This is a genomic window from Sphingomonas echinoides ATCC 14820 (genome assembly GCF_000241465.1).
Lineage (GTDB): Bacteria > Pseudomonadota > Alphaproteobacteria > Sphingomonadales > Sphingomonadaceae > Sphingomonas > Sphingomonas echinoides.
Map to the genome: position 1 here is coordinate 3799776 of NZ_JH584235.1, position 16035 is coordinate 3815810.

Consider the following 16035-nt stretch of genomic DNA (forward strand, 5'->3'; position numbering starts at 1 on the left):
AGCTCAGCGCCGCCTTCACCGCCGCGCTCGCCTTGCTCATGTCGAGCGTGGTCGCGTGGCGCGCCTTCAGCTCGGCCATCACGCGGCCCATGTCCTTCATGCCCGTGGCACCCAGCTCGGCCTTGATCGCCTCGATCGCGGCAGCGGTCGCCGCTTCGTCCATCTGCGTCGGCAGGAATGTCTCGATCACCGCGACTTCGGCGGCTTCGGCGTCGGCCAGCTCCTGGCGGCCGCCCTTCACGAACATCTCGATCGATTCGCGGCGCTGCTTGACCATCTTCTGCAGCACTTCCACCACCAGCGCATCGTCATCCTCGGGCGCTTTGCCGGTGCGCGCTTCGATGTCGCGGTTCTTGATCGCGGATTGCACGAGGCGCAGCGTCGCGGTGCCCGCTTTGTCGCCGCCCTTCATCGCGGTGATGAGCGCGGCCTTGATGTCGTCACGAATCATTGAACGTCCTTTTCGGTGGTCGGCGGGTATAGCGGCTTTATCGGATTGACGCATCGCCCCCGCGCTCCTAGTCCCCGCCGCTTAGCGACATCGACAATTTTTTAAACGGAGTGCCCGCCGCAATGGCCGACGCCAAACCTCTGCCTGCGTCCAACAGCATCGCTCCCCAAGGCGCCACCGGCGTTCTGGTGCTGGCAACCGGGGAGGTGGTGTGGGGCCGCGGCTTCGGCGCGGAAGGCGTCGCGGTCGGCGAAGTCTGCTTCCACACCGCGATGACCGGTTACCAGGAAATCATGACCGACCCGAGCTTTGCCGGGCAAATGATCACCTTCACCTTCCCGCATATCGGCAATGTCGGCGCCAATGCCGATGACGTCGAGGCGGACGATCCCCACGCGCTCGGCATGATCGTGCGCGAGGATGTGACCGGCCCCAGCAACTTCCGCAGCGTCGAGCGACTCGATGCGTGGATGGCCAAGCACAAGCGAATCGGCCTGTCGGGTGTGGACACGCGCGCGCTCACTCGCCGCATCCGTAGCGGCGGCGCGCCCAATGCGGTGATCGCCCATGCGGCGGACGGCGTGTTCGACATTCCCGCCTTGCTGGCCATGGCGCAGGCATGGCCGGGCCTGGAAGGCATGGACCTGGCGATCGCGGTGACCACGCAGACGCATTATGGCTGGGCCGGCGGCGTGTGGCGGCTGGGCCAAGGGTATGACACCTCGTTCCCGTCCCGCTCGCGGGAGGGGCTAGGGGAGGGCCTGACCGCAGATGACGCGCTTTCCCCCGATGGCGTTCCCTCCCCCAACCCCTCCCGCGAGCGGGAGGGGAGTGCCAAGCGCCCCCACGTCGTCGCGATCGATTACGGCTCCAAGCGCAACATCTTCCGCAACCTGGTCGCCGCCGGGGCCGATGTCTCGGTCGTGCCCGCTACCGCCAGCTTTGACGAGGTGATGGCGCTCGCCCCCGATGGCATTTTCCTGTCGAACGGCCCGGGCGATCCCGCCGCGACGGGTTTCTACGCGGTGCCGGTGATCCAGCAATTGCTCGACACAGGCCTGCCGCTGTTCGGCATTTGCCTGGGCCACCAATTGCTTGCGCTCGCGGTCGGCGCCAGCACCACCAAGATGTTCCAGGGCCATCGCGGTGCCAACCATCCGGTGCAGCGCCTCAGCGACGGCGCGGTCGAGATCACCTCGATGAACCACGGCTTCGCGGTCGAACGTGCCAGCCTGCCCGCCACCGCGCGCGAAACCCACGTCTCGCTGTTCGACGGCTCCAACGCCGGCATCGAACTCACCGACCGCCCCGCTTTCAGCGTGCAATATCACCCCGAAGCGAGCCCCGGCCCGCAGGACAGCCTGTATCTGTTCGAGAAGTTTGTGGGGATGTTGAGCAAGGAGTGAAACGGATGGTTTGGCTCTTTATTTCTTTGTGCATCTTTAGCCTCGGGTCGATGCTTGAATATCGCACCAAGAATTATCCCCCTCTCCGTCCGATGGGGACGGCAGATACAGTTTGGAAGTTCCTTGGAGCAGTCTCAGGTGTTTGGTTCATCATCCTTTTCGTTTGGATGTTTTTTGTTGTGGCTTGGTGGGTCGTGATTTTTTTGTTCATTGGAGCGGCGACTACGCAAGGTTTCTTTTATGGTATCGCCAGTCGGTTGCGAGCGGCACCATTAATTTCAATGATTGCGATGATAACCGGCGGCATCGGCTCTGCGCTCGTTTTATATCACCTTCAGTATGCAGCCGCATAATGTTGCAGAAAGAACTGGCATGACCCTCCCAGAAGTCTCCCCCGCGCGCCTCGAAGAGGAATGGGCCGCCGACAAGGACGTGCTCGCCAGCCTGCGCGAGAATGGCGACCGGCCCGAGATCGTCCGCATGGTCGATGTCAGCTTTCGCGGCACCGAGCCTGCGCTCGACCGGCTGGAAGAGGATGCCGAGGAACTCGGCTTTGAGGTGATCGAGCGCGAAGAGGATGAGGAGGGCGAGATCAGCCTGTTCCTCGGCCGCGAACAGACGTCGGATGACGATGCGATCCGCGCGCTGACGCTCAAATGTCTGCAGATCGAACTGATCTACGACGTGGAATATGATGGCTGGGGCTGCACCGCGGAGGACGGCGCGGAATGACAGGCGTCACGCCCGCCACGGATCGATCAGTTCGACTCCGGTCCATGCGAAATCCCTGGTGTTTCGCGTGGCAACCGGAATCGCGCGCGATCGCGCCTGCGCGGCGATCAGCATGTCGAACACTTGCGGTTCGCGCGCCTTCACTTCTGGAAGCGCCGCGATCCGACCATAATGATCCGCATCCGCGCCTTCAAAGCGCAGCGTGTGGTGGTAATAGCGCGCGCGCAGCCCTTCCAGCCACGGCTGGAGGAACGGACGCTTGTGCGCCGCCCCCGGCAGCGCAATGCCATATTGGATTTCCGCCACCACCATCACCGACAGCGCAAGATCCTCGTCATGCGCCTCCAGCCAAGCCAGCACGGCGGGGTCGCCATGCGGCTTGGTCAGTTCGCTCCACACATTGGTGTCGACCAGAATCAAAGCTCGGGAGCTTCGATTTTGGGATTGAGCGGCGGCGGCAGGTCGAGGCCCACGCCATTGGCCAGTCGCCGCAATTCCGCCATCGCGTCCTTGGCGGTCATGAAGCGAATGTCGGCATAGCGAGCGCTGTCGGGCGCGGCATGGGCCGTCCCGTCGGCCCGCTGGAGCAAGCTGCGGACACGATTTTCCTGCGACGTGGCCTCTTGCGACGGGGCTGGGCGAAAGCTGGCCCGCGCATCGGCGACATGGCTTGTCGACGCCGCATCACCGAAATCCGCCTCGATCACCAACTGGCGCAGATGTTCCTCCATCGACCGCCCATGGGCCGCGGCAATTTGGCGAAACCTGTGTTTGGCCTCTTCGGGAACGTTGCGAACGGTCAAAGTAGCCACGACGTATCTCCTTCGCTATCAATATATGCAATGAAAGCAATGCTGTCAAATGCCTAAACGCACCGATATCTCGTCCATCCTCGTCATCGGCGCGGGGCCGATCGTCATCGGCCAGGCGTGCGAGTTCGATTATTCGGGCACGCAGGCGATCAAGGCGCTGAAAGAGGATGGCTATCGCATCATCCTGGTCAATTCGAACCCGGCGACGATCATGACCGATCCCGAACTGGCCGATGCGACCTATGTCGAGCCGATCACGCCCGAGATCGTCGCCAAGATCATCGCCAAGGAGCGCCCCGATGCGGTGCTGCCGACGATGGGCGGCCAGACAGCGCTCAACACTGCGCTGGCGCTGTTCAATGATGGCACGCTGGAGAAATACGGCGTCGAGATGATCGGGGCCGATGCCGAGGCGATCGACAAAGCCGAGGACCGGCTGAAGTTCAAGGACGCGATGACCAAGATCGGGCTGGAGAGCGCCCGTTCCGCGATCGCGCATTCAGTCGAGGAAGCGCTCGCCGGGCTCGAGCGCACCGGGCTTCCCGCGATCATCCGCCCGAGCTTCACCATGGGCGGCACCGGTGGCGGCATCGCCTATAATCGCGAGGAATTTCTGGAGATCGTGCGGCGCGGGCTCGATCTGTCGCCGACCACCGAGGTGCTGATCGAGGAATCGCTGATCGGCTGGAAGGAATATGAGATGGAAGTCGTGCGCGACCGCGCCGACAATGCCATCATCATCTGCTCGATCGAGAATGTCGATCCGATGGGGGTCCACACCGGCGACTCGATCACCGTCGCGCCGGCGCTGACGCTGACCGACAAGGAATATCAGATCATGCGCAACGCGAGCATCGCGTGCCTGCGCGAGATCGGCGTCGAGACGGGCGGCTCGAACGTGCAGTTCGCGGTCAACCCCAAGGATGGCCGCCTGATCGTGATCGAGATGAACCCGCGCGTGTCGCGCTCCTCGGCGCTGGCGTCCAAGGCGACCGGCTTCCCGATCGCCAAGGTCGCCGCCAAGCTGGCGGTCGGCTATACGCTCGATGAGATCATGAACGACATTACCGGCGCCACCCCGGCGTCGTTTGAACCGACGATCGATTATGTCGTCACCAAGATCCCGCGCTTCGCCTTTGAAAAGTTCAAGGGGGCAGAGGCCGTGCTGTCGACCGCGATGAAGTCGGTCGGCGAGGTGATGGCCATCGGCCGCAACATCCATGAATCGATGCAGAAGGCGCTGCGCGGCCTGGAGACGGGCCTGTCCGGCTTCAACATGGTCGACCGCCTGGTCGGTGCGCCGCGCGCCGAGATTGAGGCGGCCTTGGCCGTCGCCACCCCCGACCGGCTGCTGGTCGCCGCGCAAGCGCTGCGCGAGGGCTTTACCGTCGCCGAGATCCACGCGCTCGCCAAATTCGATCCGTGGTTCCTGGAGCGCATCGCCGAAATCGTCGCGGCGGAGGAAGAGGTGTGCCGCAATGGCCTGCCGATCGACGCGGCGGGGATGCGCCGGTTGAAGTCGATGGGCTTCAGCGACAAGCGTCTGGCCTATCTCGCGCTCAAATCCGCCAATCTGCGCGACGGCATGGATCGCGGCGTGGCGCGGGGGTCGGGGCTGATCCATGAGGCGGTCGTCGCGATGACGGGCGGCGTGACCGAGAAGGAAGTGCGCGCGTTGCGCCACCGGCTCGGCGTGCGTCCGGTGTTCAAGCGGATCGACACCTGCGCCGCCGAATTCAACGCCAAGACGCCGTATATGTATTCGACCTATGAAGCGCCCAGCTTCGGCGAACCCGAATGCGAAAGCCAGCCGACCTCCGCCAAGAAGGTCGTCATCCTCGGCGGCGGTCCCAACCGGATCGGGCAGGGGATCGAGTTCGACTATTGCTGTTGCCATGCGTGTTTCGCCTTGGCCGATGCCGGGTTCGAGACGATCATGGTCAATTGCAACCCGGAGACGGTGTCGACCGACTACGACACCAGCGACCGCTTGTATTTCGAACCGCTGACCGCCGAGGACGTGCTGGAGATCCTGCATGTCGAGCAGCAGAACGGCACGCTGGCGGGCGTTATCGTGCAGTTTGGTGGCCAGACCCCGCTCAACCTCGCGCAGGCGCTGCAGGATGCCGGGATTCCGATCCTTGGCACCAGCCCCGACGCGATTGACCTGGCCGAGGACCGCGAACGCTTCGCAGCCCTCGTCAACAAGCTTGGGCTGTTGCAACCCGCCAATGGCCTGGCGCGCAGCCGCGAAGAAGCGATCGTTGCGGCGGAACGCATCGGTTACCCCGTGCTGATGCGCCCGAGCTATGTGCTCGGCGGCCGCGCGATGGAGATCGTCGACGGACGCGCGCAGCTTGAGGAATATATTCAGACAGCCGTGCAAGTGTCTGGCGAATCACCGGTTCTGATCGACCAATATCTGCGCGACGCGATCGAGGTCGATGTCGATGCGATCTCGGACGGCACCGACGTAACGGTGGCGGGCGTCCTCCAGCATATCGAGGAAGCCGGTGTCCATTCGGGCGACAGCGCCTGCTCGATCCCGCCTTATTCGCTCTCGGACGCGATCATTGCCGAGATCGAGCGCCAGACGGTAGCACTGGCCAAGGCCTTGTCGGTCGTCGGGCTGATGAACATCCAGTTCGCGGTAAAGGATGGGCTGGTTTATCTCATCGAGGTCAATCCGCGCGCCAGCCGCACCGTGCCGTTCGTCGCCAAGGCGATCGGCGCGCCGATCGCCAAAATCGCCGCGCGCGTAATGGCGGGCGAGAAGCTGGCGGACCTCCCCAAGGTCGATCGCCACATCGACTATTTTGCGGTTAAGGAAGCGGTGTTCCCGTTCAACCGCTTCCCCGGCGTCGATCCGGTTTTGTCGCCGGAAATGAAGAGCACGGGCGAAGTGATGGGAATCGATCCCGATTTCACGCTCGCCTTCGCCAAGTCGCAATTGGGCGCGGGCACCGTCCTGCCCAAGAGCGGTGCCTTGTTCGTCAGCGTGAAGGATGGCGACAAGCCGGTGATCCTGCCGGGCGTGCGTGCGCTCGCCGCGCATGGCTTCACCATTGTCGCGACGGGCGGGACCGCGGAGTATCTGGCCGCGCACGGCGTCGCGGTCGAACGCGTCAACAAGGTCGCGCAGGGACGTCCGCATATCGTCGACCGGATCAAGGATGGCGGGATCGATCTGATCTTCAACACCACCGAGGGCTGGCAGAGCCTGAAGGACAGTTCGCCCATTCGCGGATCGGCCTTGTCGTTGAAGATTCCATACTTCACGACAGCCCCTGCCAGTGTCGAGGCGGCGCTGGCGATTGTCGCCCTTTCGACACGCAGCCTTGAAGTCAGGCCTTTGCAATCCTATTATTCGCACTCGCACACCTAATTCCCCACATGAGAACAACGTGCGGGCGGGCCCAGCAGGGTCGGCCAACCGGGGAATTTTGAAGACGAAGGACGAAGAGGGATGGCTACCGTCGAAAAGATGCCGATGCTGCAAGAGGGCTATGAGCGGCTCACTGCGGACCTGAAACGGCTTAAGGCGGAGCGTCCGACGATCGTCGACGCGATCGAGGAAGCGCGCGCGCATGGCGATTTGTCGGAAAACGCCGAATATCATGCGGCCAAGGAGCGTCAGGGCCAGATCGAAGCCTCGATCAGCGACATTGAGGACAAGCTTTCGCGCGCGCAGGTCATCGATCCGCGCGACCTGTCGGGCGACAAGGTCGTGTTCGGGGCAACCGTTACGCTGCTCGACGAAGACGATAAGCCGATCAAATATCAGATCGTTGGCCAGACCGAGGCGGACGCCAAGGGCGGTCGCATCTCGTATAACTCGCCGCTCGGCCGCGCGCTCATCGGGCGCAAGCTTGAGGACGAAGTGGAAGTGACCGTCCCGTCTGGCGATCGCTACTATGTCGTCTCGAAAATCGAGTTCATCTAAAAACGCTGCGTGACGCCCCTCTCCCATTGCGGGAGAGGGGCGTAGCCTTCACGCGCCCGGCGCGAGCAAATCGGGCTGCAGCAGGCGGTGCAGATGCACCACCACATATTTCATCTCGGCATCGTCGACCGTGCGCTGTGCCGCCGCGCGCCAGGCCTTTTCGGCGCTCGCATAATCCGGGAACACGCCCACGATATCGATCGAGCCAAGATCGTCGAAATCGAGCCCGCGAGGATCGCTGACGCGACCGCCGAAAACGAGGTGGAGTTTGCTCATAAAATCACTTTCCCGAAATGCGTGGGTTTCCCGCTCGTCTTAGGAGCGCCCGGCGCATTCGGGAACAGGTTGCGGCAGCTTTATTCGGCCGACGTAGCGTTTTTTGGCGTATCCGCAGGCGGGGCCGCCGGTTGTCGCTCTACTGGTTGCGGCTGCTCGACAACCGCCTTGGCGGCCAGCGCCGCAGTGCCGGCCGTTGCCAGCGCCTTGATCACTCCACCCAGCAGCTTGCCCACTTGATCGCGCGCCGCATCACGCGACAGCCCGAGCACGTCAAGCTCGGTCTTTGCCGTGTCGCGAGCCGCGTCGACCGCGCCGCGCGCGGTTTCGTTCAGACGCTTGCCGACCGGCCGGAGGATTTTGCGCTCGGCGTCCGTCCGGGGAACGAATGCGCCGACCAGCAGACCGATTGCAATTCCGCCACCAAGGACCGCGAGGGGATTGGCTTCAATCCCGGCGACAGCCTTATCGGTTGCGGCGCGCGTTGTCGTCGCGGTGGTAGCAACAGCCTTGGATGCGGCTTCGCGAACGCTGGCAACCGCCTTGGACGTTCGTTTCACGGGTTTGGCATCAGTCATGGGCGTGGTCCTGTGTTTTAAGAGAGCGAGCCGAGGAGGGGCGACGAAGGGCGCGCACGATCGGGCCGCGCGCCAACCAAAGGCCAAGGACCGCAGCGGCGACACCAAAGCGCGCCGGGCGACGGCGGGCGCTTTCGACAACACCAAACACCGCATCGACGCCGCGTGCCTTGAGCGACTCGGCCACGTCTTGGGCAAGCACTTGCGGGCTGGCCCGATGCTGCAACGTCCCGATTGTTTCCGACAAGCGCGCGCGCGCTTGCTCGGCGCTGGCCTGGGCCAATGCCAGCCGAGTCCCTATTGCGCGCCCGGTCATGCCTGGTCCTCGGTTGCGCCGAACAGGCGCTTGAATTGCCGCATCGAAAACCATCCCAAGAGGGCCGATAGCGCAACAAGCGAGCCCACCATCGCCGCAGTTGCCGCCAACGGGCCGATAAGCTGCGCCAGGACCAGTAAAACGCCAAGTACCAACGCCGTCAGCGCGACCGATGCAATCGCGATCGCGGCGACCAGCAGCAGGATGGCATTGCGGGCGTCATCGATCTTGGCGACGACTTTCGCTTTTTGCAGCTCGATTTCGGCGCGCGCCACTTGCTCTGCGTCGCTGACGACACGCGACAGGAGAGCGGCAAGGCTCTCCTGTTCGATCGGGTCTTCACCCCTGTCCATCATTGCCCCCCGGTATGGCCGGATCAGGCCTTGTCGTCATGATCGGTGGCAAGGCCCGCCTGGATCAATCGCACCAGCACGAAGCCAAGCGCAGCTGCGGTGCCGATTGCGATAGCCGGGCTCTTCTGGACGAAGCCGCGTGCATCTTCGATCAGGTCGTCAAGTTCCTTGGCCTTCAGGCCTTCCGAGAAACCCGCAACCTTGTCCGCAGCGGTGCGGGCATATTGGCCATATTGCTCGCCCAGCTTGTCATCGACAGTGCCTGCGGCATCGTTGATCATTTTCACGATTTCATCCAGCGCACCGCCCGCGCGCGCCTTGCCGTCTTCGGCATAGGTCTTGGCGCGATCGACGGCTTCCTTGCCGAGCTTGGCGGCGCTGTCCTTGAACAATTGCGTCGCGCTGAGCGTGGCCTTGGCCGTCTCGTGCGCGGCTTCGGTTACGGCCGCTTCTGCCTCGTAGATCGCGGTGGACGTATCGTTCGGAGTGGTAGCCATGACAAGCGCCCTTCGTTGAAGTGTCTACGACAGGTAACCGGCAAGCCCGTATCGGGGTTCCATCGGCGGCCGCAAATCCACGAGAGGCACCCCATGCGAATTGCGGGCGTTCGACTTAGCCGATAGAGGCACGCGCGAACCCTCTCAGACCCGTTAGAAGGATCGTTCCATGACCGCAATCATCGACATTCACGCCCGCACGATCCTGGACAGTCGCGGCAACCCCACCGTCGAGGTCGACGTGATGCTCGAAGACGGCAGTTTCGGGCGTGCGGCGGTGCCCTCGGGCGCGTCGACCGGCGCGCATGAGGCGGTCGAAAAGCGCGATGGCGACAAGAGCCGCTGGGGCGGCAAGGGCGTCGAGGCGGCGGTGGCCGCAGTGAATGGCGAGATTGCCGACGCGGTGCTCGGCTTCGAAGCCGAAGACCAGCGCGAGATCGACCACACGATGATCGAACTCGACGGCACCGAGAATAAGGGCCGCCTGGGTGCCAACGCGATCTTGGGCGTCAGCCTAGCGGTGGCCAAGGCAGCGGCCGATGCGCGCACGCTGCCGCTGTATCGTTATGTCGGTGGCGTCTCGGCGCATGTCCTGCCGGTGCCGATGATGAACATCATCAATGGCGGCGAACATGCCGACAACCCGATCGACTTTCAGGAATTCATGATCGTGCCGGTTGGTGCCAGCTCGATGATCGAGGCGGTGCGCTGCGGGTCGGAGATTTTCCACACGCTGAAGAAGGCATTGCACGAAAAGGGCCTGGCGACCTCGGTCGGCGATGAAGGCGGCTTTGCGCCCAACATTGCGTCCACCAACGAAGCGATCGAATTCATCCTGCGCTCGATCGAGACGGCAGGGTACACCCCCGGTGACGACGTGATGCTCGCGCTCGATTGCGCCGCAACCGAATTCTACAAGAGCGGCAAGTATGAGATTTCGGGTGAGGGCAAGAGCCTGTCGAGCCATGAAATGGCCGAATATCTCGCCGATCTGACGCGCCGCTATCCGATCTTCTCGATCGAAGACGGCATGGCCGAGGATGATTGGGAAGGCTGGAAGGCGCTGACCGACCTCGTCGGCGACAAGGTTCAGCTCGTTGGCGACGATCTCTTCGTCACCAATCCCAAGCGCCTGAAGCGCGGCATTGAGGGTGGCTATGCCAATTCGCTGCTGGTCAAGGTGAACCAGATCGGTACGCTCACTGAAACGCTCGAAGCCGTTTCGATGGCGAACCGAGCGGGCTATACTGCGGTGATGTCGCACCGCTCGGGCGAGACCGAGGACTCGACGATCGCCGATCTGGCTGTCGCGACCAATTGCGGACAGATTAAGACCGGCAGCCTCGCACGCTCCGACCGGCTTGCCAAATACAACCAGTTGATCCGTATCGAGGAGGAATTGGAGGGGGCTGGCGTATATGCCGGTCGTTCCGTCATCCGCGCGTAAAAATGTAGTAAATACGGGCTTGATCCACGAGTCGCGATGCGCGAGAATCGCGACCGTGATCAAGAAGCCATCTCTCCTCCGCACCATGCTCCGCCGCGCCATCGCACCGGCGGCGTTGATGATCGTCGGCGTGTTCTTCGGAGGCTATGCGATCTTCGGGCCGAACGGTGCGCTGGCCTATGGCGACATCGAGCGGCAGCTTGCGGTGAAGCAGCAGCAGCTCGCGATGCTCGACAAGGCCCGGTCCGAGCTGAAGAACCGGGTCGACCTGCTCGACCCGAAGCACGCTGATCCCGATTTGGTCGATGAATTGGCGCGCAAGGATCTGGGTGTCGCGCATCAGGACGAAATGATCGTCCCGCTCGGAAAGTGACCAGTCCTGGGACCGTTTGATCGCGCAGGATTTGCGCGGGGCTTCGGCCGCTATTCATCCTTTCGTCGGGGTGAGTGCACCGACGACGCATTTTGCTTGACCGTCTCAATCATCAGGATCAGCTTCTCTGTTGATACGAGCGACGCCTAACGTCGCCGATCAGGAGAGTGATGATGGCTATTCGCGTGGCAATCAAAGCACCTGCAGGTTTTTGCAGTTCGGATGCCTGGGGAATCTTTCAGGCAACGATAGCGATCGTGACGCTTGTCGGGTCGTTCTGGTCGATCGGCCTGCTGCTGTAAGCTGCAAATGGGCTGGCAATGTCGGTAGACGGCTTCGCCACAGCGGTGCCGTGCGCGCGCCGCTCTTGTTGTTCCACTGATACCTGCGAAAACGCTGGGTGGCGTCCGCTTCAAGGGCTGGCGCGCGCTGCGGCAAGCTGTCAGCTTCTGCGCGCACACGAATCAAAAGGATCAACATGCGCAAGGTGTTACTGGCGGGCATTGCGGGGCTCGCGCTGATGTCCTGCTCCGCGCGATCGGCCGAGACGAAGGGCACGATGGCCCCACTTGCCGCGCTGCCCACGACCGACTGGAAGAGCTTCCGCGACACCTTCATCGAGGATTGGTTCAAGATCTCGCCGGCTGACGCGGTGTATCAGGGACGGCATGATTTCGACGGCGGGTTGGGCGACTGGACTCCCGGCGGGCTCAAACGACAAGGTGACTTCTTCCGCGAGGCGATCACCAAGGCCAAGGCGTTCGACAGCGCCAAGCTGAGCCAGGACGAAGCGTTCGAGCGCGATTATCTGGTGACGGTGGCCGAGGGCAAATTGTTCTGGCTGGAAGACGCCGATTTCCCGCACAAGAACCCGGCCTGGTATGTGAACGCCGGGCTCGACCCCAATGTCTATATCGCGCGCCATTATGCCGATGCGCCGACGCGGATGCGCGCGATGATCACCTTCCTGCGCAAGATCCCCGACGCGGCCGCGCAGATCAAAGCCAACCTCAAGGCGCCGATGCCGCTCAGCTACGTCAATTTCGGCGTGGCGGCGTTTAACGGTTTTGGCGATTATTACACCGGGGACGCGAAGAAGGCGTTTGCCGATGTGAAGAGCCCGGCGCTGCAGGAAGAGTTCGACAAGGCGGCGACGGCCGCATCCAAGGCGATGCACGATCTCGGCAAATGGGTGGAGAGCCAGCGCGGATCGGCAACGCAGGACTTTGCGCTGGGGGCCGACCGCTTCTCGCGCATGATCAAGATGACCGAAGGCGTCGATGTGCCGTTGGCGACGCTGGAGGCGGCGGGCAAGGCCGATCTGCTGCGCAACCAGAAGGCGCTGGCCGAGGCATGCGCGCAGTTCGCGCCCGGCGCGACGATCCCGGCCTGCATGGCCAAAATGAACGACAACAAGCCAGCCAATAACGATCCGGTCGCCGAGGCGCGCAAGCAGATCCCCGAATTGCGCGCGTTCGTGCTGGCCAATGATATCGTCACGATCCCCGACAATGAGCAGGCTCTGGTTGAGGAAAGCCCGCCCTATAACCGGCAGAACAGCGCCTATATCGATCCGCCCGGGCCGTTCGAGAAGGGCATCCCCTCGGTCTATTACATCTCCCCGCCTGATCCGGCGTGGAGCAAGGCCGAGCAGGAGGGCTTCATTCCCGGCAAGATGGATCTGCTGTTCACCTCGGTTCATGAAGTGATGCCGGGGCATTTCCTGCAGTTCCGCCATGCCAATGCCTCGCCGTCGATCTTCGGGCGGCTGTTCGTCGGCTATGCCTTTGCCGAGGGCTGGGCGCATTATGCCGAGGAGATGATGTGGGAAGCCGGGCTCCATAAGGGCGATGCCGAGACGCATATCGGGCAATTGTCGAACGCGCTGCTGCGCGATTGCCGCTATCTGTCGGCGATCGGAATGCACACGCAGGGCATGACGCAGGAGCAATCCCGCAAGATGTTCGTCGAGCAATGCTATCAGGACGAGGGCAACGCGAAACAGCAGTCGGCGCGCGGCACCTATGACCCGGCCTATCTCAATTACACGATGGGCAAATTGATGATCCGCAAGCTCCGCGCCGACTGGACCGCGACGCATGGCGGGCGCGCGGGGTGGAAGGCGTTCCACGACCAGTTCCTGCGCTATGGCGGGCCGCCGATCCCGCTGGTGCGCAAGGCGATGCTGGGCGGCGACGGCAAAGCGGTGTTCTGAACCCGGCGCGGGCGTTCAGCGCACCTGGCTTGCCGGCTGAACGTCCGCGGCTTCCTCGGTCTGCGGCATGCGGATCGAGGGGCGTAGCCGCGCCAGGCTGCACAGCCCGGCGATGAAAGCGAGGCCCGCCGCCACCAGCGGCGGGGTGGCTCCCCCGCCGATCCCCAGCGCGAGCAGGGCGGCGACCAGCGTTGCGCCGGTGGTCTGGCCGAGCAAACGGGTGGTCGAGACCAGGCCGCCAGCGGCGGCCGCCCGTTCGCGCGGGGCGCTGCCGATGATGAGTCGGGCATTGGGCGGCAGAAAGGTGCCGAACCCGCCGCCGCACAGCGCCATCCGCCAGATCACGTCGAAATGCGTCGGGTGGGCTGGCATGTCGGCGATCAGCAGCAACGCGACGATCGAAATAGCCATGCCGATCCCGCCCAGCGCGCCCGCCGGAATGCGGCTCGACAGCCAGCCCGACAGCGGGGCGACGATGATGTTGGTGAGCGGCCAGGGGGCCATCAACAACCCCATTTCTGGCGCGGTGAAGCCGAACTCGCTGGTCAGGCGGAAGGGCATCGAGATGATCAGCGTCATCGAAGCGATGAAGGCGGTGTAAGCCCCGATCACCGATAGCCGCAGTACTGGCCGCTCCAGCAAATCGATCGGCAGGATCGGATCGGTTTCCTTGGCCTCGCGCCGGACAAAATACACGCCGACCAATATGCCGCTGAGCACGATCGCTGCGGAGACGACCGGGCTATCGCCATGAACAGCAGTTTCAAGACCACCGATGATCAGCCCAAACATCGCCGCGCACATCACGCCGCCGAAAACGTCGAATGGGGTGTTGCCGGGCGGCGTATCGGGCAGCGCGCGGCCGAGGATCAGGGATCCGATCGCGAAGGGCACGGCGCTCGCAAACACCCATGGCCATGGTGCCACGCCGAGGATGAACCCGCCGAGCGACGGTGCGAGCGCGGCCCCCGCCGAGACGATCGCGGAATTGATGCCAAGCCCGCTGCCGAGCTGCTTGGCGGGGTAAGTGGAACGGATCAACGCAGAGGACACGCTCAGCGCCGCTGCCGCGCCCATCGCCTGCGCCGCGCGGACGATGAGCAGAAAGGGCAGGCTCTTGGCAAAGAAGCACAGCAGCGTGGCGACGGTGAACACCATCTGCCCGATCTGGTACATGCGCTTTAGGCCAATGCGCTCACCCAGCCCGGCAAAGGGCAGCAGCAGCATCACCAGCATCAACTGGTAGACCGTTACCACCGTCACGGCGGACGACTGGTCGATCCTCAGATCGCGCGCGATCGTCGGCAACGCAATGTTGGCGACGCCACCGTCGATGATGATCAGCGCGGTGCCGAGGCAAAGCGCGGCAATGGCCGCATAGCGGCGGGGTAAGGGAAGGCCATCCATCATGCGAGCGTGCTAATCCTCGGCCCGCACAGTGCAAGCGGCCTTCCCCATTTATAGTCAGCCGAGCGAGACTTCGGCGACCTTGTCCTTGTAATCCTGCTTGGGGTCGATCCCGAGCAAGACCTTCACCCCGGCGAGCATGCTCGACGCATCGACCCAGATCTGCGCGCGCTCGGTATCCAGTCGCAGCAATTGCAGCTTGGGGTCGTCCCTGCCGCCTTCATACCAGGCCGCGACAAAGCTGTTCCACAGCCGGTCGATGACCGCGCGATCATTCTCGGCGACCAGCGTGCCGTGGATCGTCGCGAACACATCATTGCCCCTGGATGCGAAGGTGGCGACGGCGCGGCTGTCGTGCTTCAGGTCGGCGACCAGTTCGGTGTCCTTCGCGGTGAAGAAATAGATCGGGCCGCGATCTTCGTCGCCGTCCAGCTGCCCCGTCATCGGGCGCGTATGGCCTTCGTCGACGCCGGCGAGGCCGAGCATCATCGTCCGGTCGGAGCGCAAAGCCTTCCAGAATTTCGCTTCGATTTCCGCTTCGTTCGCGGTGTTGTCAGTCAACATGGCATCGTCTCCTTGCTCGCTTCGAACGGGCGGAGGCCGATGCGGTTCCCTCAATGCGGGGACCAGCCGGGCGGTGCCAGCTCGAACCCGCCAAAATCAAAGGCAGGCGTGACGACGCAACTGACCAGCGCCCACCCAAGGCGCGCTTCGGCCGATTGCCACGCCTGGGCAGGGACGATGGCTTGCGGGCTTTCCCCGGAGAGCAGATGCTCGCTTTGGTCGATCAGCAAGGTGAGCGGCGCGCCCGCGTGCCACAACCACAATTCGGTCGCGTCGACACGATGCCAGTGCGAGCGCTGCCCGGCCTCCAGCAGGAACAGAATGGCCGTTGCCAGCCCGCGACCGCCATCTGGCGAAGGCTGGCGCATCGTTTCGCGATACCAGCCGCCTTCGGGGTGGGGGGACAGATCCAGCGAGGCGATCAAGCGATGCGACATCGCGCCTGCTGTTAGGGCAGATGCCCTCCGGAGGCGATAGGAATTGGACATGAGGCGCTCGCTCTCCACTCTCTGCCACGGGCGGGGCGGAGTTGGTTCTTGCTGCATCGCACCATTTTCGGTACAGCGGTGTCATCAAGACTCCCGAGTATCAGGGCCACGCCGTGCAAAATCCATCCGGGCCAACCGGCCCCGTTCCGACTGTCTTCGAAGCTATTGTCCGCAAGC

Annotated in this window: 20 protein-coding genes; 9 read left to right on the plus strand and 11 right to left on the minus strand. The window is 63.4% G+C overall.

Annotation, left to right across the window (positions count from 1 at the left end; genetic code table 11):
- Nucleotides 1-451, minus strand: a 451-nt coding sequence (locus ON00_RS17565) for a GatB/YqeY domain-containing protein (RefSeq protein ID WP_010408173.1), incomplete at its 3' end; no start/stop codon positions are given.
- 122 nt (nucleotides 452-573) lie between these two features.
- On the opposite strand from ON00_RS17565, the gene carA reads away from it, so the two are divergent.
- Genes carA through ON00_RS17580 form a run of 3 tightly spaced genes read left to right on the plus strand, consistent with a single transcriptional unit; the run spans nucleotide 574 to nucleotide 2589 of the window.
- Nucleotides 574-1857, plus strand: a complete 1284-nt coding sequence (carA, locus tag ON00_RS17570) for a glutamine-hydrolyzing carbamoyl-phosphate synthase small subunit (protein ID WP_010408175.1) — start codon at nucleotides 574-576, stop codon at nucleotides 1855-1857.
- 5 nt (nucleotides 1858-1862) lie between these two features.
- Complete coding sequence (locus ON00_RS17575) at nucleotides 1863-2210, plus strand: hypothetical protein (protein ID WP_010408177.1); 348 nt, start codon at nucleotides 1863-1865, stop codon at nucleotides 2208-2210.
- A gap of 19 nt (nucleotides 2211-2229) precedes the next feature.
- The gene (locus tag ON00_RS17580) at nucleotides 2230-2589 is read left to right on the plus strand and encodes a ribonuclease E inhibitor RraB (RefSeq protein ID WP_010408179.1); all 360 of its coding nucleotides are present in this window, start codon (nucleotides 2230-2232) and stop codon (nucleotides 2587-2589) included.
- Between the two features lie 6 nt (nucleotides 2590-2595).
- Here the strand turns inward: ON00_RS17580 and ON00_RS17585 are convergent, their stop codons facing one another.
- Together ON00_RS17585 and ON00_RS17590 are read right to left on the minus strand one after the other, a co-directional pair.
- Nucleotides 2596-3009 (minus strand): type II toxin-antitoxin system VapC family toxin, encoded by a 414-nt coding sequence (locus tag ON00_RS17585; protein ID WP_010408181.1) that lies wholly within the window; start codon nucleotides 3007-3009, stop codon nucleotides 2596-2598.
- Nucleotides 3006-3401, minus strand: coding sequence for a FitA-like ribbon-helix-helix domain-containing protein (locus ON00_RS17590; RefSeq protein WP_154651366.1), 396 nt, complete (start codon nucleotides 3399-3401; stop codon nucleotides 3006-3008). Before ON00_RS17590 ends, ON00_RS17585 begins: the two co-directional genes overlap by 4 nt.
- A gap of 49 nt (nucleotides 3402-3450) precedes the next feature.
- Between ON00_RS17590 and carB the strand changes: the two genes are divergently transcribed.
- Both carB and greA read left to right on the plus strand, forming a co-directional pair.
- Nucleotides 3451-6786, plus strand: a complete 3336-nt coding sequence (gene carB, locus ON00_RS17595; RefSeq protein ID WP_010408187.1) for a carbamoyl-phosphate synthase large subunit — start codon at nucleotides 3451-3453, stop codon at nucleotides 6784-6786.
- An 81-nt stretch (nucleotides 6787-6867) separates the two neighbouring features.
- Nucleotides 6868-7344 (plus strand): transcription elongation factor GreA, encoded by a 477-nt coding sequence (gene greA, locus ON00_RS17600; RefSeq protein WP_010408190.1) that lies wholly within the window; start codon nucleotides 6868-6870, stop codon nucleotides 7342-7344.
- A 48-nt stretch (nucleotides 7345-7392) separates the two neighbouring features.
- Here greA and ON00_RS17605 read toward each other — a convergent pair whose 3' ends face one another.
- From ON00_RS17605 to ON00_RS17625, 5 genes are all read right to left on the minus strand, one after another.
- Nucleotides 7393-7620 carry a DUF4170 domain-containing protein gene (locus ON00_RS17605; RefSeq protein ID WP_010408192.1) on the minus strand — a complete coding sequence of 76 codons (228 nt, stop codon included), beginning with the start codon at nucleotides 7618-7620 and terminating at the stop codon, nucleotides 7393-7395.
- An 80-nt stretch (nucleotides 7621-7700) separates the two neighbouring features.
- Complete coding sequence (locus tag ON00_RS17610; protein ID WP_425358375.1) at nucleotides 7701-8303, minus strand: hypothetical protein; 603 nt, start codon at nucleotides 8301-8303, stop codon at nucleotides 7701-7703.
- The gene (locus tag ON00_RS21345) at nucleotides 8191-8568 is read right to left on the minus strand and encodes a DUF3618 domain-containing protein (protein ID WP_342626516.1); all 378 of its coding nucleotides are present in this window, start codon (nucleotides 8566-8568) and stop codon (nucleotides 8191-8193) included. The genes ON00_RS17610 and ON00_RS21345 overlap by 113 nt, the downstream gene beginning before the upstream one ends.
- On the minus strand, nucleotides 8511-8870 hold the full coding sequence (locus ON00_RS17620; RefSeq protein WP_040601724.1) for a phage holin family protein: 360 nt from the start codon (nucleotides 8868-8870) through the stop codon (nucleotides 8511-8513). The genes ON00_RS21345 and ON00_RS17620 overlap by 58 nt, the downstream gene beginning before the upstream one ends.
- A gap of 20 nt (nucleotides 8871-8890) precedes the next feature.
- Nucleotides 8891-9364 carry a hypothetical protein gene (locus ON00_RS17625; protein ID WP_010408201.1) on the minus strand — a complete coding sequence of 158 codons (474 nt, stop codon included), beginning with the start codon at nucleotides 9362-9364 and terminating at the stop codon, nucleotides 8891-8893.
- Nucleotides 9365-9533: 169 nt separating this feature from the next.
- Here ON00_RS17625 and eno point away from each other — a divergent pair, with 169 nt between their 5' ends.
- The 4 genes from eno (at nucleotide 9534) to ON00_RS17640 (ending at nucleotide 13399) form a co-directional block, all read left to right on the plus strand.
- A complete protein-coding gene (gene eno, locus ON00_RS17630; protein WP_010408204.1) occupies nucleotides 9534-10811 on the plus strand; it encodes a phosphopyruvate hydratase in 1278 nt (425 codons plus the stop codon).
- A gap of 85 nt (nucleotides 10812-10896) precedes the next feature.
- Nucleotides 10897-11184: an FtsB family cell division protein gene (locus ON00_RS17635; protein ID WP_010408205.1), complete on the plus strand. Its 288-nt coding sequence runs from the start codon at nucleotides 10897-10899 to the stop codon at nucleotides 11182-11184.
- Between the two features lie 173 nt (nucleotides 11185-11357).
- Nucleotides 11358-11486, plus strand: a complete 129-nt coding sequence (locus tag ON00_RS21350) for a hypothetical protein (protein WP_281047999.1) — start codon at nucleotides 11358-11360, stop codon at nucleotides 11484-11486.
- Between the two features lie 176 nt (nucleotides 11487-11662).
- Complete coding sequence (locus ON00_RS17640; protein ID WP_010408207.1) at nucleotides 11663-13399, plus strand: DUF885 domain-containing protein; 1737 nt, start codon at nucleotides 11663-11665, stop codon at nucleotides 13397-13399.
- A 15-nt stretch (nucleotides 13400-13414) separates the two neighbouring features.
- Here ON00_RS17640 and ON00_RS17645 read toward each other — a convergent pair whose 3' ends face one another.
- From ON00_RS17645 to ON00_RS17655, 3 genes are read right to left on the minus strand one after another with little or no spacing between them, the layout of a single operon-like run.
- Complete coding sequence (locus ON00_RS17645; protein ID WP_010408209.1) at nucleotides 13415-14809, minus strand: MFS transporter; 1395 nt, start codon at nucleotides 14807-14809, stop codon at nucleotides 13415-13417.
- Between the two features lie 54 nt (nucleotides 14810-14863).
- On the minus strand, nucleotides 14864-15370 hold the full coding sequence (locus ON00_RS17650; protein WP_010408211.1) for a pyridoxamine 5'-phosphate oxidase family protein: 507 nt from the start codon (nucleotides 15368-15370) through the stop codon (nucleotides 14864-14866).
- A gap of 50 nt (nucleotides 15371-15420) precedes the next feature.
- Nucleotides 15421-15807, minus strand: a complete 387-nt coding sequence (locus tag ON00_RS17655) for a cupin domain-containing protein (protein WP_010408212.1) — start codon at nucleotides 15805-15807, stop codon at nucleotides 15421-15423.
- Nucleotides 15808-16035: the final 228 nt, after the last annotated feature.